Raw genomic sequence first — 19,621 nt, 5'->3', positions numbered from 1 at the left:
ACGCTGCTCGACGGTGAGTTGCCCATTTTCACAAGGGCCGACCTGACCCACACCCCCGGATGCTTGGCGTCTTTGCCACATCAACAGGTTCAGTTTTTACCACAATAGCGGTGCGTGGTTCGGGTTGCGCTCATTGAGATCAAGGAAAAAGCCATGAGCCTAGAGGGCAGGAATATCGCGATCCTCATCGCACCGCGCGGGACGGAAGAGCCGGAGTTTACGGAACCCAAAGAGGCGGTGGCAAAAGCCGGGGCCACTGTGACCGTCATAGGCCTTGAGGACGGTGAGGCTGAAACCGTGACCGGGGATCTCGATCCTGCCGGTCGCTACCCAGTGGATCGTACCATCGGTGGCGCGTCGGCTGCTGACTTCGACGGGTTGATCATTCCAGGCGGCTGCGTGGGGGCCGATAAGCTGCGCGCAAGCGGGGACGTCATCGCATTCGTCCATGACTTCTTCGCGCAGGGGAAGCCGGTCGGAGTAATCTGCCACGGCCCCTGGACTCTCGTCGAAGCCGACGTCGTCAAGGGCCGCACGCTGACCTCGTATCCAACGGTCCGCAAGGACATCGAGAACGCAGGTGGTCGCTGGGTGGATGAAGAATGCGTGTGCGATCAGGGCCTGGTAACGAGCCGCACCCCGAAGGATCTGCCTGCTTTCTGCTCCAAGATCGTCGAGGAGTTCGAGGAAGGCCGGCATCCCGCTCAAGCGCGCAGCGCCTGACCAAAAGGCTGCCTGAGCCGGAGCCTGTAAAGAGAAGGCCGCCCTGTCGAGAGGGGCGGCCTGAAGTCCTGGGAGGACACGCCCGCGAGGGGCGGCAGACGGTGCTGTTGAAACACCCCGCACTGCAAACTTACGTTTGTGCGAAGCAATGGCAAGCGTCTCAATAACGAACGTGGAGCGAAACGCAGGCTTCGGCCCGTACTCATGGAAACTGATCAGCGGCAGCGTCATTAACAGACTATTAACAGTGTCCGCTCATAGTGATGATCGCCAGATCGGAAGACGCATGCCCAAACGATTTACTGTTGTCGGCACGTCGTTCGAGGAACCTGGTCCAGGCCAGCTCGGCGACCCGCGACTGCAACGCATCGCCCTCGGGCTAAATCATGTCTTCGCCCCTCCGCTGCATGACGCGCTGCCCGATCGGCTGCATGCTCTTGTTGCGCAGCTTCATGCCCAGGCCGCGGATGACCACCAGAAGCGACAGACCGGCTAGAGGCCAGGGTCATCTAGCGTGAGACGAACCTGCCCGCAGAGCGTTATGCGGCCTGCGCGTTCAGTTTGCCCGCGATCTTCGTAAGCAAGGCATCCGCCTTCTTCTCCTCCTGTAGCGTCTGATCGAGGAGGGAAGCAGCGTCGGTGTATCCGAGCTGGGATGCCCAAGTCTTCAAGGTCCCATACCGGGCAATCTCGTAATGCTCGACTGCCTGGGCGCAGGCTGCCAAGATCGTATCAGCGGCCGGGGTCCCGCCGAAATCCTCAAGATCCTCTTCCATCTCCGACACTATACCCTGCATTGCCTCGCAGGTCTTGGCACGGGCCGACTTGCCAATCAGCTCGAACACCTGCTGAAGGCGTTCAACCTGTGTCGCGCTTTCCTCGCCGTGCTGCTCAAAAGCCCGCTTGAGATCCGGGTGTTCGGCAGATTTCGCGGACTTCTTACAGGCTTTTACCGACGCTTTTCAGCGAAATAGACATCCTTGAGCATTTCGTAGAACGCATCATTGAGCGTCTTTTCTTTCGTGGCCATCTGCCTGTTCCCGTATGATATGGCGTATCTACGCCGACTGAGCGGGCAACCGGGCGATCGGAAAAAGGCTCCCTGCTACCTCGGGCAATTCACGAGCGAAATTCCGAAGCGTAGCAGTTCAAATGATAAAGCCCCACAGATCTTAGATCTGCAGGGCCAACATTTAGATGCAAAGGTAGTGCGGCTTTAGTGCTTGCCGGTTACCTTATCGGCCAGATCCTTGGCACCATCCTTTGCGTCGCCCAAGGTCTTCTGCGCCTCGCCCTTCAGCTCTTGCGCCTTGCCTTCGGCCTGCAGCTTCTCGCTGCCGGTGACTTTACCAACGCCTTGTTTGACGTTGCCGGCGGCTTCGTTCGCCAGACCTTTGATCTTGTCGGTGGTGCTGCTCATCTTGCTTCCTCCGATTGCCGGGCTTTCACCCAAAATGGTCAGCACACAACTCGACCTTGGCCGCGAATGTTCCCGCTGGGCAGGTTGCTCGATCGTTCGGACACGGTCCGAAGGAAGAAGGCAGTTCGCACCGGCGTGTGCTGAATATTTGCGCATACAGAAAGTTTGAAACGCAAAGCATCGGCGGAACTGAGCAGCTTGGCCCATGTTAACGACCGCAACATCTGACGTTCGTTGGGCCTCGTTATGCTGATCCAGACCGGTTTCTCGCTCGCATTCGACACCTTCGGCCCGACGCCGATGAACCTGCTGCTGAACGTTCGTCCGGAACGCGTAGCGGATCTCGTTACTCCGGAAACCTTCACCTTCGATCCGCCCGTGCCAGCGGGCCGACATGTTGATGCCTTCGGCAACATCGTAACGCGCATCGTCGCGCCCGGTGGCCGGATTAATATGGCCGCAGATTTCGTGGTGCGCGACTCTGGATTGCCGGACCCCGTGGTACCCACCGCCGTCCAGCACCCCGTGCAGGATCTTCCGGACGATGTGCTGCAGTTCCTGCTCGGTAGCCGCTATTGCGACACCGACAAACTTGCCGGGATTGCCTGGTCGTTGTTCGGCAACTCTGCGCCGGGCTGGGCTCGGGTCCAAGCGATCGTCGACTACACGCACGACCGGCTTCGCTTCAACTACCAAGACGCCGATGACACGCGCACAGCGTTCGATGGCTACACCCAGCAAAAGGGCGTGTGCCGGGACTTCGCGCATCTCGCCATCACGCTCTGCCGCTGCATGAACATTCCTGCCCGCTACGCCACCGGCTACCTCGGTGACATCGGCGTCCCGCTCGATTCGGCACCAATGGATTTCTCAGCCTGGTTCGAGGTGTACCTTGGACACCAGTGGTACACGTTCGATGCTAGGCATAATCGGCCCCGCATAGGCCGCATCGTAATGGCGCGCGGCCGCGACGCGACCGATTGCGCACTAACGACCAGCTTCGGGCGCGCCCCCCTGGCTGAGTTCGCCGTCCACACCGCCGAGATCGCCGATTTTACGGATGATGTTCGTAAGGCCGCCTGATCGCCATACTGACAACCTCTCACTCTACGAAACTGAGCCCCGCCATGTTTCGATGCGCGGGGTTTTTCGTGAGCGCAGGATTTATTGGGCCGTGATGGTCCGCATCGCTGGGGAAGGCGTGATGTGGAAATCCAGCCGAAAGAGAATGAGGCCGAGCGCGTCAGTGACTTCCATCCGCCAGTGGGTGCCGACGTTCGCGCGCTTGGCACGATCGGCAATGAACTCGCCCGCGTAGGCGATGGCAGCGATCTGGGCGGCCTGGGGATCGGAGAACTCAGCCCCGTCTCGATCGAGGAATGTGCTCTCGTCGATGACATTGAGGTGATACCGAGGCATCCCAGCTCCGAAAACCGCTCATTAAGCTCGCTGCCTTCTCAGCAAGCCAACATTCTCAGCGGTTAAAGCATGCGGCTGGTCTTCGTTCCCGACCTTCCGCCCTGCAGAGGAGCACCGTGTCACACACAATCACGTGAGCGAAATCTAAGTAATAGCCTGGCTTTAGACTGCTCCCGCCACAAGAGACGGTATGTTTTCATACAGTTGGCCAAGAACCATCCAGACATCTTTGGCCATGCGCCATTTAAGCAGATGGTCCAACCGTAGCCGTGCTATATATATTACGCAGAAGCTCACATGTCAGAAAATTGAAATGGCAAAGGGATTAGGCGCAGTTTGAGTGATCAGGAGCAACACGATCGGATCGAAGCAGAAATAGTCCGCATTGCGAAGAGCAATGATCCGTTTGTGTCAGCCGTCCGCGCGACGCGCATGCCAATGATTATCACTGATCCAAACCAGCCCGATAATCCGATTATCTTTGTGAACGACGCGTTTTGTAAACTCACCGGCTACGAGCGTTCTGAAATCTTCGGACAGAATTGCCGATTTCTGCAAGGCAATGAGACTGACCCGGACGACGTTTCTAAAGTCCGCGATGCCATAGAGCGGCGTGTCTCCATCGAGATAGATCTACAAAACCACAAAAAGAACGGCGAGATATTCTGGAACCGCCTGCTGGTTTCACCGGTCTTCGATGACGACGGCGAACTCACCTATTTTTTTGCCTCGCAGTTTGACGTGACGCTGGAGAAGGAACGGCTCGTCCGCTTGCAGGACGACCGCGACGCCTTGGAAGCCGAGGTTGAGCGCCGTACCGCCGAACTCACGCAAAGTGAGGACCGGCTACGTTTCATGCTCAAGGCCGGACGCTTTGGCTCCTGGACCCTCGACCTCACCGAACGGCGGCTGATGGCGTCGGATGTCTGCAAAGAGAACTTCGGCCGTTCGCCGCGTGACCCCTTTACCTATGACGATCTGATCGCCGCCATTGTTGAAGACGATCGCGAGCGGATGCAGGCGGCCGTCAAAGCCTCAATCGAGCAGAATGCCGATTACGGCATCGAGTACCGGATCATCACTCCCGAAGGCGAGACCCGCTGGGTCGAGATCCGTGGACAAACCTACTACCGGGCGGATGGCTCGCCCCTGAGCATGGCGGGCGTTTCGATCGACGTAACCGAGCGGAAGCGAGCCGAGGAGCACAAGGCTCTGCTGACAGGCGAGCTGAACCATCGGGTCAAGAACTCGATGGCGACGATGCAATCCATCGCCTACCAGACTCTGCGCAACGCCGAGACAATGGACGATGCGCGCCAGATCCTGGATGCGCGCCTGCAGTCCCTGTCGGCCGCCCATGACGTGCTGACCCGCGAAAGCTGGGAGGGCGCGACGCTGGCCGAGCTGGTCGATGGCGCTTTACAGCCCTTCCAGTCCGTGGAAACGCGACGTTTCAGCGTCGGTGGTCCTATGGTTCGCCTGCCGCCTCAGCGCGCCCTGGCCTTCGTCATGGCACTCCACGAACTGGCGACCAACGCGGTGAAATATGGCGCACTCTCGAACGATACCGGCCGGGTGATCCTGAACTGGGACGTTCTCACCGACGGCAAGCCGCATCGTCTGTCGCTGCGTTGGGAAGAGCTGGGTGGGCCGCCGGTCAAGCCGCCGACCAGGCGCGGGTTCGGGTCACGCATGATCGAGCGCGCCCTATCCACCGAGACGGGAGGCAAGGCCGAGATCGAGTACCGGCCGCGCGGCGTCGTATTTACGGTCGATGCACCGTTGTCGGAGCGCTGAGCCATGGTAGCGCCGTTCAACCACGACGGCGTGATAGGGGGTCGCTCACATTCAACAGCAACAATCCGCGCCGTAGCGTGCTCGCATGTCCGGTGAGCGCCCTCAGCCTGATCCAAGGCTGGTGACCACCTATGAGCGCCTGGTGGCTGCTCAGACCCTCGACGGTGTGGTGACGGCGCTGCGGCAGACAGCCCGGCGTGTGCTCGGATCAGACGGAATTGCCGTGGTCCTGCGGGATAATGGGTTCTCTCACTACGTCGCGGAGGACGCGATCCAGCCGCTCTGGCGTGGGCAGCGGTTTCCGCTTGAGACATGCGTGTCCGGCTGGGCGATGCTGAACAACGAAACCGTCGTTGCCGAGGACATACGCCGCGACCCTCGCGTGCCGGTGCTGCCCTATCAGAACAAGGCGATTTGCAGCCTGCTTATGGTGCCGATCGGCTCGCCTGAGCCGATCGCTGCGCTCGGCGCATACTGGTGCGCCATGGTCCACATTCATGACGATCTGGTGGCCCGTGCCGAGGCACTAGCTCATCAGGCCGCTACCGTAATTGCGCGCATTCAAAGATCAGACATGAACCAGATATGTTATCCAGAAATGTGAAGTGCCGTCAGATTCTTAGTTTTATTCAGACACTCATGACATATGAACCAAACGAAGGTGAGGTTTCGGCCCTAAGTTATGGGAGGCAGTGGCCTGTAAGCAAGGCGGCCGCTCCGCCAATTACAACTCTTGAGTGTTGAGGATGCTATAAGAGCACCCATGATTTTGCCGCCCAGTCCGCTTAGCTTTGAATGGAGGTCGAAAGCAGCCTTTCCGCTTTCGGCCAAGTTTAGTCGGCCGCTCCGCGCCCATTTTGGTCGTTCTGGCTTGCGGTGCGTCTGCTCCGAAGCGGACGTAGGCACCGGCGAGTTAATGACCGAGTTAAGTGGATTCTTGCCGGTCTGCTTTCAGACGCCAGCGTCGACAAGCGGACATTCGAAGTCCGGCAGGAGCTGGCCATGTGCAGGGTTGGCCTGCTCGCTTCTGAACTGACGCTCTCCAGCCGCTCTCTGCTTCCCCGTTCGCGTCGTCAAGAAGAACGAGCAGCCCGGATGCGGCGCCCGACATAACCGTCGACGGACAGTGGCCCGGCTCCCCCCATGACCAGCGCGGCGAGGCCGGCGAGGTAGAGCAGATCGGTCTCGTAGCCGGGCTGGCCGAAGGTCGCTCCCGCTGCGGTCACGGCCTGGAGCTTGATAGAACTGAAGCCGTAGGGGAGGTGCACGGTGAAGATGGCGACGAGCAGCACGATCGCCATCGGAATACTAGCGAGCGAGACCAGGGCCCCGAGCAGGATCGCCAGTCCGCCGCCTATCTCGACCAGGATGGTGAGCCAGCCGAGGAGATGAGGCATGGGGAGCCCCATGGCCTGCACGATGGCCGGAAAGGCGTCGTAGCCGCGCGCGGCCTTCGCAACGCCGTGGGCCAGGAAGCCGTATCCGACGATGAGGCGCAGCGGCACGGGCGCCCAGTGTAGGAGGAAGGCGCGGCGCTCGAGGAGCGCGGCGAGCAGGTTCGACATGGAGTCAGTCCTTAAGGGTTCGGAGGAGGTGGCGAGCGCGCACGGGGCCGCGGTCGCGCGCGGTCGGGCGCACGCCGGGGCAGCGTGGTGAGAGGTTCGGGCTGGCTTGCGGAAAGCGGCCGCCGCCCGGCGGTCAGGTAGCGCCGGCTTCCCGTCGCCGGATTTCCCGGACCAGGGGATGCAGCACTTCCGGATCGGCCGCGGCGACGAGGCTGTAGCCCAGTCCCCTCTGTACCCAGGCGCAGCCGGCAATGGAGCCGTAGATGTGATCCACCATCGGCACGTCGCCGCCGTCGCCGTAGGACCGGATCAGCATGACCACGCGCGTTCCCTGCTTGTCGTCATACATCAGCATGCCCGCCGGGCCGTGGGCGGTGGCGACGAGGCGGCCACCGAGCAGGTGGTAGCCTGCCTCGCTGAGATCGGGCACGCCGACCGGCCGTTTCAGCCTGTCGGAAAACCAGTGCGCGATCTCGTCGCGATCGGTCGCGGCGAGTTCGATGGGACGCGAGCGGTCGGGCGCATAGACGACGTAGTTCGCCTTGGCCTCCTGCGCGAGAGCGGAGATGCCCGACGTCCCCTCCTGCATGGAGCCCCTGGCGACCCAGCCACCGAGGCCGCCGACGGTCATGAAAAGAGCCGCCGCCATCGCCTGCCACGCCGGCACGCGCGGCCGCCGCCGTGCGGCGACGAGACGGGCGAGATCGAGCTGCGGCGGCACCGGCTCGGCCGCAATCGGAGCGAAGACGGCGCGCAGGTCGCTGCCGAGCGCCATCAACCGGCCGACGCGGGCCCGTGCCTGCGGATTCTCGGCGAGGTAGGCCTCGACCCCGCTGCGGCGATCCGGATCCAGGCGATCGTCGACGAAGGCCTGAAGATCGTTCTCGCTGATGGGACGCTCGTTCATTTCAGCCTCCTCAGGGCCGGGCGCTGGGCCGCGGCTTCGCCGTCCATGAGCTGGATCATCCGATCCCGCGCCCGGGACAGGCGCGACATCACGGTACCGGTGGGAATGCCGAGAACCTCCGCCGTCTCGGCGTAGGAGAGGCCTTCCACGGTCACGAGGAGCAGCACGCTGCGCTGATCCTCTGGCAGGGCGTCGATCGCCCGCACCAGATCGCGGTGCTGTAGGCCGGCCTCCTGACGAGGAGGCATGGCGAGGACCGCCTCCTGGGCATCGTCGATCGGCAGGTGCGAGCCACCGCGCCGGCGGCGTTGCCGGAGACGGCTGATGGCGAGGTTGTGCACGATGGCGAAGAGCCACGACCTCACGCTGCCGTCGTCCCGCCGCTGGTGCCAGCGGGTGATAGCCAGCTCCAGCGTATCTTGAACGAGATCGTCTGCATCCGACCGATCCCGCAGCAGTGAGACGGCGTAGCGCCGCAGAGCTGGGATTAGCGGCGTCACGAGGAGCATCATCAGCTGCATCGTGCGCCTCTCCACTCGGTCCCAGGCGCCATGCGCTGCCGGGATACCATCGAACTGTGCCTCTTCATGCGAGGCCAGACGCCGCCTCTCAGCGATTATTCCGTCGGCCCCGCATAAAATTCGCCCGAGGGCTCACGGACGATACCTTGTGTAGGCGGAGGCCGGCCGATTGGCGCGCTGCCGCTTGGCATAGCCGAGGGACGGATCACCGATGAGATACTGGTCCGCGCTTCGTCCGCGCTGTTGCTCGATGAGGTGAGGATCATGAAGCGCGGCTCGAAGAGCAGAATCGCCTTCGCCAGTGTCGGCCTTGGCAATGGAGAGTGCAGGCAAGCTCATGCTTGCTGCGACAGCGATAATTCGCAAGACATTCGCGATCGAACGTTCGGACATGACGCTTCCATTTCTTGTCTCGCTGCGTGAATTCATTGGGCAGCGAGGAGGAGACGCCAGTCGATTGAGGTTATTCCGTCGTTGGATCGATTTTTTTTGCAAGGCGACATACAACACGAGCGCGGCCCGAGCCAGTGACGGACCGGTGATGACCGTGTCAGGTAGAAATCCACCGGGTTGCTTTCAGCCGTTAGGCGGGAGAAGCTGACGTTTATGGTTCGGTACGTCAAAGAAATAGGTCGAGCGGCGACCTCATTGTGACGTCAGAGCCGGAAAGTCTGTGTAGCCCTTCGAATAGTCCCTTGGGTCGGCGCCGAAATAGACGCTGGGATCAGCGGTGGTAAGTGGGTCGTTCGACCTCAAGCGCTGTACGAAGTCCGGGTTCGCCAGGACCATCGCACCGTACGACTCGAGGTCGGCCAAGCCGGAGCCCACATCCGTGCCAATGTCGGCGCGTGGCCGTCCCGGGCGGTTCAGGATGAAGGCTTGGTGCCACGACCTACGCAAGTCGTGGAGGATCTCGTCTCCGCCATAGTGGACGATGTGGACGTAGGCGAGACCGATCCGGTCGAGCTCTGCGATGAGATACCGAAAGAGGTTGCCGCCCTCATGTCCGTAGTCGAGCGCCATGCCAGTGAAGCCAGGTGACAGCCGGATTCCAATTCGGTCTGCGCCGATCGCCGCCTTGACGGATTCCGCGACTTCGATGGCGAACCGCGCCCGGTTCTCTAGCGAGCCTCCGTACCGGTAAGATCGCTGGTTCGCACTCAGGGCCAGGAACTAGTGGATCAGGTAGGCGATCCCATGGATCTCAACCCCATCTGCTCCAGCCTCGATCGCTCGCGGCGCAGCATGGGCGTAATCGTCAATCGTATCGCGGACTTCGACGGTGGACAGCGCGCGAGGGACAGGGACGTCTTTCATCCCGCCGCGCGAGAAAATCCGCTCGCCGGGCGCGATCGCGAATGGGGCTACACCCTGCCGATGATGGGGCGTGTTGTCAGGGTGCGACATGCGGCCGGCGTGCATGAGCTGGAAGAAGACGTAGCCGCCCCGGGCATGGATGGCGTCGTTGACCTTTCGCCAGCCTTCCAAATGCGCGTCGGTGTAGATGCCAGGCGTAGCGGGATAGCCCTGTCCGTCCTCGGACGGCTGCGTGCCTTCCGTCACGGTCAGTCCAACTCTGGCGCGTTGCCCGTAACACTCGGCTGCCAGAGCCCCTGGGGTGCCGTCGTAATCCGCCCGCGCGCGGGTCATTGGCGCTATGACGAAGCGGTTCCGCAGCCGAATGCGGCCGAGCGTGAAGGGCGTGTGCATGTCGGGCATAGCGTCCGGCCGTGGGTCAGGGAAAAAGGTCAGCGTCGCGCGTTGTCGGCGGTAACCGTGGCCGTCCTAGTTGTTCGCGCGGGCGGCCATGGTGGCCTTCGCCCACCAGACCAGCTCATCGAGTGCCGTCTTGGCGGCTGGAAGCAGATTCTGTTCGATAGTCTCGATGGGCTGATTGCCGACAGCCGGAAAGATCGCGAAGAAGTCGCTGCCGCCGATGTGAACGGCGGCGTGGGTCGAGACCATCTGCATCTCGATGCCGATCAATCGGAGGTGCTCGATGGCGCGAGCCGCCCCCATGCCGCCGTAACCGATGGCCGTGAAGGGCTTCCGGTTCCATTCGGTATAGGCTTGGTCGAGCGCATTCTTGAGCGCGCCGGTCAGCGAGTGGTTGTACTCCGCCACGACGAAGACGAAGCCATCGAAGCGGGCGATAGTCTGCTGCCAGCGGACCGCTTCTGGGCTTTGGCTGGGCACGAAGGCGTCGGACGCGATCTCGTCAAAGAACGGCAGATCGAAGTCGCGCAGGTCGAGAAGTTCGACCTCCATATCCTCGCGGTTCTGCGCCTGCTTCAGCATCCATCGGGCTGGCACATCGGCGAACCGCGCCGCTCGGGTCGAGCCGACGATGAGAGCGATCCTGGGCTTAGATGTGATCGTCGACATGATTGGGATCCTTCGGCTGTCCATCAGAACGTGCGGGTAGGACGCGAGCGTTCGGGTCGCTGATCCGGGAACAGTCGCGCTACGTGATCGGGATCGGCCGGCGATGGGCCGGCCGGCTCAGACGGGCCTAGTGCGCGGGGGCGAGGCTGGCTGGAAACGTGCGGCGATGGGCGAGATATGCGTCCAAGCTGAGGGCGCCCGCGCCGAACGCGGCGACCTGAAGCAGGCCCCCGGCGAGCATCACGTTCTTGAAGAAGTGCACGAAGGTGTTCTGGTCGCCGAGGTTGGCGTGGAAGTAGACCGCTGTCAGAACCGAAAAGACCGCCAGCAGGGCCGCAACCGGTCGGACCTTGAAGCCTATGACGAGGAGTGTGCCGCCGACGATTTCGAGAGTGACGGCGGTGAGGAAGGCGAGCGGCGGGACTGGAAGTCCGACGGCTTCGATCATGGCAACGGTAGCGCCGTAGGTCGTGGCGTTGCCAATGCCGAAGAGAATGAAGGGAAGGCCGACAAGGAGCCGGCCGGCAAGGGGAAGATATTGGGTGGTGTCCACGGTTCGTCTCCAGTTCGTTCAGGGATGTCGGGCCATCCGTGAGACCAGAGATGCCGCGGCGCCCACCTCGCCACTAGCCGCTTGAAATGCTACCGGGTGTTCCTCTTTCAGGAACATTAGAACCGCTTGTTCCAGGTGGCTGCAGGACTTTGCGGATGGAGATCGAAGACCTCAGGACCTTCGTTGAGGTTGCTGACGCCGGCGGGGTCAACGCCGCAGCTCGGCGCCTGGGTGTAGCGAAGTCCATTGTCAGCCGCCGCCTCGTAAGGCTTGAGACCGAGCTCGGCACCGAGCTCCTCGCACGTACGACGCGCGGTGCGGTCCTGACCGAGGCTGGTCTATCCTTCCGAGACCGTGCGGCCGGCGTTTGCGCGACCATCGACGCAGCCCAAGAGGAGATGTCCCCAGACGGCGACATTCGCGGCCTCTTGCGGATCGCTGGGCCTGCCTCGATCGGAACGTACTTCGCCCCAGCGCTTGCCGAACTCGCCCGAAGGCATCCCTCGCTGCAGATGCACACGCGATTCTCGGACCAGTACGTCGACTTGGCCGCAGAAGGCTTCGACTGCGGTATCCGCGTCGGGTACCTGCCCGATTCCAACCTGATCGCCAGGAAGATCGGTGCGCTTCCCGTCCGGCTCTACGCCAGTCCTGGTTACATCGAGGCGAAGGGTGCGCCTGAACATCCCGACGAGGTGACAAAGCACGCAGCCGTGGTAGCCGGTGCGAACCCCTGGGTGCTCAGCGACGGCAACCGGAGAGTCACTGTCCATCCGCAGGGGCGGTTCAGGGCGGATAACGCCTACGTCCTGGCAGAAGCCGCCGCCGCCGGCATCGGGATCGTCGCGATGGGAGAGATGATCGCCGAGCCTTACGTGAATGCGGGCCGACTCGTTCGGCTTATGACGGGCTACGCGCTTCCGGATGTCGGCATCTTCGTTGTTTGGCCCCCCAGCCAACACGTTCCGAGGAAGGTCAGGGTTCTCGTCGACCTTCTTCTAGAGATGTTCAGCGCGCGGTGCGACTGCGATGGCGAGCACGATCGCCTGCAGCAAGTACAGGGCGACGGTCACGCCCGTGACGAGGACGGCGACGCCCGTCAAAAGCAAAGCCTTCCATCGCAGGAGTCATAGCATCCTACCGGACATCGTGTTTTCGCCGTCAGAACAGCGAGATCAGCACGATACCGGCGACCATCAGGGCGGCACCGCCAATGCGCTCCGGGCCGGCGGCGACCTGCCTCATGCCGAGCCAGCCGAAATGGTCGAGCGCCACCGACGTCAGAAGGTTGGCGGTGATCAGAAGGCCATTGAAGGCACCCGCTCCGACCTTGTCGACGAAAAGCAGGCCGGCGAAGACCGCGACTGCCCCTGTAAGACCCGCCAACGGCATCCACCATCGAACACCCTCGATGTCCTCGCGCCGCGGCAGCGGCTTCGGTCGTAGGACGAAGACCAGAACGAACACGAAGACGACCGGCAGGAACGAGACGGTGGCTGCGAGCCAGGGGTTCACCAGCGCACCGCGCAACTGCGCGTTCCAGACCACGCCGATCGCCTGGAGTGCCCCCGCCACTACGATAAAGGGGTAGAGAAGCCTTCCGTCGAGACCGTGGCCGGCCTCCTGCTCCTGAGTGTTGCCCGGTGTGGCGCGGGCGATGAAGGTCACGCCAACCGCCATCAGCAGGCCGCCGAGCCACGGCATCGGCTTGAACCCGCCGCTCTGCAGTCCGAACAGCCCGAAGGCGTCCAGGGCCAACGACGTGAGGATATTGGCGGTCAGCGTGAGCCCGTTGAAGGGACCGGCACCGACCTTGTCGACAAAGGCGAGGCCGCCAAACACCGCCACCGCGCCCGCCACGCCGCCGAGCGGCGCGTACCATGGCATCACGGCGAGCGTATCAAGGCTCGGCAACGGACACGGCATGACGAGGAACATCGTCGCGAAGACGAAGACGATGGGCAGGAACGACGCGGAGGCCGCCAGGAACGGATTGATGAGGTGGCCGCGCAACTGCGCGTTCATGGAGTTGCCGAGCGCCTGCAGTATGCCGGCAACGATGATGAAGGGGTAAAGCAGGGCAGCGGTCACGCGGGCGCGTCTCCTGGAAGGTCGGAAGCGAGATCAAACGAGAAGAAGGGCGGCGAGCGACAGGACTAGCGCCGGCGGCATCACGAGAAGCCCGAGCTTCAGGAAGGACCAAGCTGACACGTCCTCACCCTCGCGGCGGATCGCGGTCAGCCACAGGATGGTGGCGAGCGATCCGGTAACCGAGAGGTTGGGACCGACGTCGACGCCGATCAGGATCGCATCGGCCACCTTCTCCTGGACATGGGCAGCTTGGACGGCTGCTCCAGCGAGCAGGCCTGCCGGCAGATTGTTCACGAGGTTCGAGCCGAACGCGACGATGGCGCCGCCGACCCAGGCCGCCGCGGCGGGGTTCGTCTCAGTCGACCGCTTCAGGACGTCGGCGAGCATGCCGAGCACGCCGGTCTTCTCCAGCGCCTCGACCAGGACGAACAGACCGGCGACCAGGGGCAGCACGCTCCAGGAGACGTCCTTGACGACTTCTACGAGGCCGCCTCGGTTGATCAGGAGCACGACGAGCGTGGTGGCCAGTCCCGCGGCGAATGTCGGCAGTCCGAGATCAAGGCCGTAGGCGGATGCTGCGATAAGCAAACCGCCGGTCGCGGCAATGCCGGCGCCTGCGACCTTACCGCCGCTCGCGAGACGCGGCGTCTGCACGCTGGTGGACACCGTCTCGGCGTTCAAATGCGCCCTTTGCGTGAGGTGGAGCACGACGTAGGTCGCCACGACAGCAAGCAGCGATGGCAGAGTGAATGTTGCGAGCCACCGGCCGAGCGGCGGCATGTGCTCGGCGAAGACGACGAGGTTGGCCGGGTTGGAGATCGGCAACACGAAGCTCGCCGCGTTCGCGATGAAGGCACAGATAAACAGGTAGGGAAGCGGCTGCTTCACCCCGGCGGCCTTGGTTGCGGCGAAGACGGCGGGCGTGAGCACCACCGCACAGGCGTCGTTCGACAGGAACACCGTCACCACCGTGCCTACGACGTAGACGAGCAGGAAAAGACGCGTCGCAGAGCCTTTGGCGGCCTGCACCGCGTGCGAGGCTAGCCAGTCGAACAGGCCCTCCTTCCGGGCGATCTCGGAGAGCAGCATCATGCCGACGAGGAACAGGTAGACGTCTGTCCCCTTCAGGACGCCGTCGAGGGCGGTGGCAGGCGCGAGCAGGCCGAGAGCGACGAGGGCGGCCGCGCCAAGCACCGCCCAGATCGCCTCTGGCCAGGAAAAGGGACGAAGGATCACGCCGAGTGTGGCGAGACCGGCGATGCCCCAGGTCGCGAGGTTGGGTGTCAGGGTGAGAGCGCCCATCGCGTCGGTCGTCCTTGCAGGTGTTCGAAGTGAAGGCAGGGAGCGAGTGCCGCGCTACCAGTGCCGACCGTTGCGGTTCGGCCCCAGCTGCGTGCCGAGCAAGCCTCGCTCGGGCCAAGGCCCAAGCGCGTCTGCGTCGCTGCCGATCCCTTTCGAGGTCGCGAGCGCAAAAGATTCACCGGCAGGCTCGACGATGTCCTCGCCGCAGGCGCCACCGGCCTCGTAGGCGCGGACGGCGAGGCGGTGGGTGCCAGCCGGCCAATCGACATGGGCTTGGTAACGACGGTCGTTCCCGCTGGAGCTCATCGGGCTCCATGGACCATCATCGATCCTGTACTCACACGCCGCGATGAGGCCAGGGCTCAGAACAACGGCGCGGATCTCCGTTGTGCCTGCGACGCGGTGATGCTCGGAAAGTGCAAGCCGTCCGTCGGCCGGTGCCGTGATGAGAACGAGGGGCCAGGGTTGGTTGAGTTCCCGGAACCGCCAAGACACGACGCCGCGATCGATCGCCACGACGGCGTAGCCGACCGGTCCCTCCTCGATCTGCCCCGTGGAGCGGCAGGCGGCGTAGATCGTACGGCCGTCGTTTGCGAGTTCGTTGTAGTGGGTGTGCCCCATCTCGACGAGGCGGACGGGACCGCGGTGGACGAGGTCGGCGACGCGCTTCGCTTCGCCGGTATCCGTCAGGTCGGCCGGGTAGCTGTGCATGAACAGGACACAGTCCCGGCCCTGCTTTTCAGCCCCGCTAAGTTCCGCTTCGAGCCACGCGATCTGATAGCCGCCGAGCCGGAACTCTGGGCCGCCCGAGCCCGGTCCACACATGTCGAGGAAGAGGCAGCGCGTGCCGGAGACCGTGACCGCGTAGGGCAGCTGCCGCACCCCGAGCCCGCCGTAGAACGCGTGAAGGCTGCCTGACTCCATGTCGTGGTCGCCCGTGATGACGTGCACGGGCAAGCTCAAGCCGTCGAGGCCAATACGGACGAGCTCGTATTGATCGGGACGCCCATTGTCGGCGTTGTCGCCGGGAAGGAAGACGAAATCGAGCCCGTCGAGTTCTTCGAGCTGTGCGAGAACGGCCCAATAGTCGGCGGTATTCTGCGCATCCGGCTCTGTCAGGTGCAGGTCGCCGACATGAGCGAAGATAAGGATGTCGTCGTGCACGCTCATTGCCGGACCTATTCGGCCGCACGTACAGGGAGCGAGGCATTCCCTGCGGCCGTTGTGCCGTTCCAGTCGGTCATTCACGCGTCCGCCAGCTGTTCGACGAGAGGCGGAGAGGTGCTCGCCTGCTCTGTGTGATCGCTCGACGCGGGGAGCAACGCTCCGTTCCCGTGTCTGAGCCGGCGAACAGGCTGAAGGCGAGTTTTTTATTAGATCAGAGACTTATGCGGAGCCCGGCACGTCCAGATCGTCGTGTTTTGTGACAGCCGCTGTCGTATCTCGCAACAGGTCGACGTCAGGCGCTCCGCCGAGACCGTAGCGTTCGATCTTCGCGTACAGAAGCTGCCGTTGAATCCCGAGACGCCGCGCCGCCTTCGTCCGGTTCCCGCCAGCCTCGGACAGGGCTGCCGCGATCATCGCGCGTTCGAGGCGTGCAACAGCCCCGGGCAGATCCGCCTCGATGCCGATCTCGATCACGTCGTTCGACCGGTGCGACGAGGGTGCGGTTGCGAGGTCGAGATCGGACGCCTCGATCAGACGGCTCCGCGTCATCACCGCCGCGCGTTCGACGACGTTGCGCAGCTCCCGGACATTGCCCGGCCAGCGATGGGAAAGCAGGCGCGTGGCGGCGGTGTCGCCGAGCCGCTTGCCCGACACAGCCAGAAAATGTTCCACGAGCGGCACGATGTCGGCCAGCCGCTCGCGTAGCGGCGGAAGGACGATGGGCATGACGTTGAGGCGGTAGTAGAGGTCGGCGCGGAAACGATCTTCGGCGACCATGCCCTGCAGGTCCCGGTGCGTGGCGGCGACCACGCGGACATCGACCCGACCTGGTTTTCCGCCGACGGGCGTTACCATCCTGTCCTGGATGACCCGCAGGATCTTTGCCTGCATCATCGGGGACATGTCGCCGATCTCGTCTAGGAACAGCGTACCGCCTTCTGCAAGATGGAAGGCTCCCGCGCGATCGGACGTTGCTCCGCCCAGTGCGCCGCGGACATGACCGAACAACTCGCTCTCAAGCAGGTCGGCAGGTGTCGCCGCACAGTTGACCGGAACGAAGGGCTTGGCGCACCGGCCCGAGAAGGCGTGGAGTGCGCGCGCGACCTCTTCCTTTCCCGTGCCGGTCTCGCCCTGGATCAGCACCGTGGCGCCGCTGTCGGCGAGAAGGCCGATCGACTTCTGAACGCGCCGCATCGCTTCGCTTGAACCGATCAGACCGTTGGCTGGCTCGCACGCCAGTTCCTCTGCGATGTCGGTTGGACTGCAAAGCAGCATCGACGCGAGGTTCTCGGCAAGATCGGCGCGGCCGATCGGCTTGGTAAGATGATCGTGCGCGCCGAGCCGCATCGCCTCGATCGTATTGGCCGGGCTCGCAAACGCTGTGAGGACCGTGACGGGCGGCGGATCGGACAGAGCTCGGATCTGCCCCAAGGTTGCGATCCCGTCGAGGTCGCCCGGCATGCGCAGATCGAGGAGAACGGCGGCTACGGGCTGATGCGCGAGCGTGGCCACCGCCTCGCGGCCGGATCGGACCGTTAGCGGCGTATGTCCGAGATCCGTCACGGTTTCGGCCAACCCTTCGCGCAGGGCCTCGTCGTCGTCGACGATCAGGATGGTTGCCATGGCAGGTCCAACATAAAAGTGGTCGCGTCCTCTCCCTCGAGGAACATTGCCATTCCGCGATGGGCGACCGCGACCTTGTTCACGATCGCGAGGCCTAGACCCGTGCCGTCGGATCGTCCCGTAACGAAAGGTTCGAAGAGACGCGGCCGCATCGCCGGCTCGATCCCTTTTCCGATATCGGAGACGAGCAGATGCAGGTGGGGCGCACCCTCGCGGATGATCCGGCGAGCGCTCAGACTGACGGTACTATCCGGCGGCGCATGCTGCAGGGCGTTCAGCAGAAGATTCTCGAGCGCGCGTCGAACCTGCTCTCCATCGATATGGGGGCGGTCCGAAGGGGGCAGTCCTTCAAAGTGCATCACGATCTGAACGCCGCGTTGCCGCGCGAAATCTTCGTGCAGCTGCGAGGTCTCCGCCAGAAGGGAGCGGATATCCGTAGGGGTACGCACAAGCACGCGCGTCTGGGTTAGACTAAGAAGGTCGCGCAGAAGAGTTTCCACCCGTACGATCTGGCCAAGGATCGCACCGAGCGCGGCCTTGGCCCGAACTGGATCTCCGGCAGCCAAGGCATTCTCGGCTTTCAGGCGCATTGCCCCGATAGGATTGCGGATCTCGTGAGCCACGTCGGCACTCAGCCTCCCGACAGCGGCCATCCGCTCGGCCGCGACGGCTTGTTCGCGTGCTTCCTTTAGCCGAGCGCCTGCTGCGTTGAGAGCGTCGACCAGGCGGTCGAGTTCGTATTCGCCTGTAGGTTCGAGGCGAACGAGATCGGAGCCGTTGCTCCGCGGAGCCTCCAGCGCCGCCTCCAGACGAGCGATGCGACGGGCATAGCCGTAGAGAAAATGCCCGAGAAATCCCGCGGAACCGATCACCGCTACGGCAAGGAAACCAAGGGCCGCCAGAAAGCGTGAATAGGCCGGACCGTCGTTGACGTGAGCCCGGGTCATTGTCCAGGCGGTCAGCCCTGGAACGGGACCGTGCAGCGGACATGCCTGTACCAGGAGCGCCTGCGTCCGGGTCAACCGGTGACTGACGACTGAACGTCCGAGCTGCCGCGTCTCCGCATTGACTACGGCGATCGACCCACGTTCGGCCTCTGGAAAATCCAGTTTGGGGCCGGAGCCCTCATAGGTCGGGAAGGCATAAGCCAGCGAACCGCCGGCGTTGCTCCAGATGCCGCCTTCGATACCAGGCCATTCGCTCAAGGCGTCCGATACGATGCGCGGCAGGTCGACCGGCTTCTCGTCTGTCGTTTTCTGACCCGCTGATACGCTGTAGCGATCGATGATCGCGCGACAGGCACGCCCGATAGCAAGCTCGGCCTGCGACACCTGCACGGCCGTCGATTGGCTATAGAGACCAAACAGCAGGTATGCCGTTGCCGCCGCCGACGCGAGCAGCATGATCCAGAGGCCGACAAGCCTCGTTTGAAGTCGGTACGGGGTCACTGCCCGATCCGGCTCAAGGCAAGCATCCCGCTTCTAAAATTGTTTCTGCAGCGACTACCGAGCCATCTGCGATAGTGAGGCAGATCTACTGAAAAATGACAATCTACCTCTTCTTCCATCGTTAGATGAGCGTTTGGCGATAGCCGACTCACTGGTCTGGTCAGTTGCAAGCAGAAAGGTTGCTTTTGGCCGCCTCCTGCTGGATGTCGCATGTCCGCATGTTGAATTTGCCACCTGCAAGCGGACGGACTGTAAATCACCCAACCCAGTCAACGATTGCCCTCTGCCAGCGCCCTCTACGGAGGGTCGGTCGACGCCCGTTCAACGAACGAGCTATTACCATCGGCAGCTCGTCGATCAGCGTCGTGTAGCGCGGCGTCCGCATCTCGAACTTCGTCGGCCCGCTCGGGCCCGCTGGCGAAGTCCTGCGAAGTCTACGCGTCAGGTCCCTATGCAGCCACGTTTGGAGGCTTGCTGTCGAATTTTCCAGATGACGATGTCCTATACGCCATTTGGGTTGCCTCCGCCGCTGCTGCGCGATGGGCGTGCTCGAGAGCCAGGAGGGGCTTCAACGCCGACTCTGCAAAGTCCATCAGCTTCGCATCACGCCATCGTAGCCTGACAGCGCCCCTGCCCCCCAGCCATCTTGGCCTCTTCTCCTCGACCATCAGTACGACTTTGCCGGTCCACGTCTTACGGA

The 19,621-nt window shown here is 63.0% G+C and carries 18 protein-coding genes and 2 pseudogenes; 5 read left to right on the top strand and 15 right to left on the bottom strand.

Going from position 1 to position 19,621, the window contains the following annotated elements; genetic code table 11:
• The first annotated feature begins 153 nt into the window (after positions 1–153).
• Positions 154–723 carry a type 1 glutamine amidotransferase domain-containing protein gene (locus HCU64_RS22935; protein WP_233386636.1) on the top strand — a complete coding sequence of 190 codons (570 nt, stop codon included), beginning with the start codon at positions 154–156 and terminating at the stop codon, positions 721–723.
• Between the two features lie 539 nt (positions 724–1,262).
• Here the strand turns inward: HCU64_RS22935 and HCU64_RS22930 are convergent.
• A pseudogene (locus HCU64_RS22930) lies at positions 1,263–1,753 on the bottom strand (YciE/YciF ferroxidase family protein).
• Positions 1,754–1,939: 186 nt separating this feature from the next.
• Positions 1,940–2,143 (bottom strand): CsbD family protein, encoded by a 204-nt coding sequence (locus HCU64_RS22925; protein WP_233386635.1) that lies wholly within the window; start codon positions 2,141–2,143, stop codon positions 1,940–1,942.
• A 246-nt stretch (positions 2,144–2,389) separates the two neighbouring features.
• Here HCU64_RS22925 and HCU64_RS22920 point away from each other — a divergent pair, with 246 nt between their 5' ends.
• Complete coding sequence (locus HCU64_RS22920; protein WP_233386634.1) at positions 2,390–3,226, top strand: transglutaminase-like domain-containing protein; 837 nt, start codon at positions 2,390–2,392, stop codon at positions 3,224–3,226.
• Positions 3,227–3,307: 81 nt separating this feature from the next.
• On the opposite strand, the gene HCU64_RS22915 is transcribed toward HCU64_RS22920, so the two are convergent.
• Positions 3,308–3,562: a DUF6894 family protein gene (locus HCU64_RS22915; RefSeq protein ID WP_233386633.1), complete on the bottom strand. Its 255-nt coding sequence runs from the start codon at positions 3,560–3,562 to the stop codon at positions 3,308–3,310.
• Between the two features lie 336 nt (positions 3,563–3,898).
• Between HCU64_RS22915 and HCU64_RS22910 the strand changes: the two genes are divergently transcribed.
• On the top strand, positions 3,899–5,359 hold the full coding sequence (locus tag HCU64_RS22910) for a PAS domain-containing protein (protein WP_233386632.1): 1,461 nt from the start codon (positions 3,899–3,901) through the stop codon (positions 5,357–5,359).
• Positions 5,360–5,480: 121 nt separating this feature from the next.
• Complete coding sequence (locus tag HCU64_RS22905; protein WP_325170016.1) at positions 5,481–5,963, top strand: GAF domain-containing protein; 483 nt, start codon at positions 5,481–5,483, stop codon at positions 5,961–5,963.
• A 469-nt stretch (positions 5,964–6,432) separates the two neighbouring features.
• Here HCU64_RS22905 and HCU64_RS22900 read toward each other — a convergent pair whose 3' ends face one another.
• From HCU64_RS22900 to HCU64_RS22870, 7 genes and pseudogenes are all read right to left on the bottom strand, one after another.
• Positions 6,433–6,924 carry a DoxX family protein gene (locus HCU64_RS22900; RefSeq protein ID WP_233386630.1) on the bottom strand — a complete coding sequence of 164 codons (492 nt, stop codon included), beginning with the start codon at positions 6,922–6,924 and terminating at the stop codon, positions 6,433–6,435.
• Between the two features lie 133 nt (positions 6,925–7,057).
• On the bottom strand, positions 7,058–7,831 hold the full coding sequence (locus HCU64_RS22895; RefSeq protein ID WP_233386629.1) for an anti-sigma factor family protein: 774 nt from the start codon (positions 7,829–7,831) through the stop codon (positions 7,058–7,060).
• Entirely contained in the window at positions 7,828–8,352 is a 525-nt protein-coding gene (locus HCU64_RS22890; RefSeq protein WP_233386627.1) for an RNA polymerase sigma factor, read from the bottom strand. Before HCU64_RS22890 ends, HCU64_RS22895 begins: the two co-directional genes overlap by 4 nt.
• Before the next feature lie 132 nt (positions 8,353–8,484).
• Complete coding sequence (locus tag HCU64_RS22885; protein WP_233386625.1) at positions 8,485–8,745, bottom strand: hypothetical protein; 261 nt, start codon at positions 8,743–8,745, stop codon at positions 8,485–8,487.
• Positions 8,746–8,997: 252 nt separating this feature from the next.
• Positions 8,998–10,071, bottom strand: a pseudogene (locus tag HCU64_RS22880) (alkene reductase).
• A 66-nt stretch (positions 10,072–10,137) separates the two neighbouring features.
• The gene (locus HCU64_RS22875) at positions 10,138–10,728 is read right to left on the bottom strand and encodes an NADPH-dependent FMN reductase (RefSeq protein ID WP_233386747.1); all 591 of its coding nucleotides are present in this window, start codon (positions 10,726–10,728) and stop codon (positions 10,138–10,140) included.
• A gap of 136 nt (positions 10,729–10,864) precedes the next feature.
• Positions 10,865–11,290 carry a DoxX family protein gene (locus HCU64_RS22870; protein ID WP_233386623.1) on the bottom strand — a complete coding sequence of 142 codons (426 nt, stop codon included), beginning with the start codon at positions 11,288–11,290 and terminating at the stop codon, positions 10,865–10,867.
• A gap of 155 nt (positions 11,291–11,445) precedes the next feature.
• Between HCU64_RS22870 and HCU64_RS22865 the strand changes: the two genes are divergently transcribed.
• Positions 11,446–12,423 carry a LysR family transcriptional regulator gene (locus HCU64_RS22865; RefSeq protein WP_233386622.1) on the top strand — a complete coding sequence of 326 codons (978 nt, stop codon included), beginning with the start codon at positions 11,446–11,448 and terminating at the stop codon, positions 12,421–12,423.
• A gap of 28 nt (positions 12,424–12,451) precedes the next feature.
• Here the strand turns inward: HCU64_RS22865 and HCU64_RS22860 are convergent, their stop codons facing one another.
• From HCU64_RS22860 to HCU64_RS22840, 5 genes are all read right to left on the bottom strand, one after another.
• Positions 12,452–13,381 (bottom strand): DMT family transporter, encoded by a 930-nt coding sequence (locus HCU64_RS22860; RefSeq protein WP_233386621.1) that lies wholly within the window; start codon positions 13,379–13,381, stop codon positions 12,452–12,454.
• 33 nt (positions 13,382–13,414) lie between these two features.
• Entirely contained in the window at positions 13,415–14,683 is a 1,269-nt protein-coding gene (locus tag HCU64_RS22855; RefSeq protein ID WP_233386620.1) for an arsenic transporter, read from the bottom strand.
• 54 nt (positions 14,684–14,737) lie between these two features.
• Positions 14,738–15,853 (bottom strand): metallophosphoesterase family protein, encoded by a 1,116-nt coding sequence (locus tag HCU64_RS22850; protein ID WP_233386619.1) that lies wholly within the window; start codon positions 15,851–15,853, stop codon positions 14,738–14,740.
• 216 nt (positions 15,854–16,069) lie between these two features.
• Positions 16,070–17,473, bottom strand: coding sequence for a sigma-54-dependent transcriptional regulator (locus HCU64_RS22845; RefSeq protein ID WP_233386618.1), 1,404 nt, complete (start codon positions 17,471–17,473; stop codon positions 16,070–16,072).
• Entirely contained in the window at positions 17,458–18,876 is a 1,419-nt protein-coding gene (locus HCU64_RS22840) for a sensor histidine kinase (protein ID WP_233386617.1), read from the bottom strand. The genes HCU64_RS22845 and HCU64_RS22840 overlap by 16 nt, the downstream gene beginning before the upstream one ends.
• Positions 18,877–19,621: the final 745 nt, after the last annotated feature.

It is taken from the genome of Methylobacterium sp. C25, assembly GCF_021352225.1.
In the GTDB taxonomy this organism is placed as follows: domain Bacteria; phylum Pseudomonadota; class Alphaproteobacteria; order Rhizobiales; family Beijerinckiaceae; genus Methylobacterium.
Note: the sequence above shows the minus strand (reverse complement) of the source record. Positions and strands in the feature narration are given on the sequence as shown.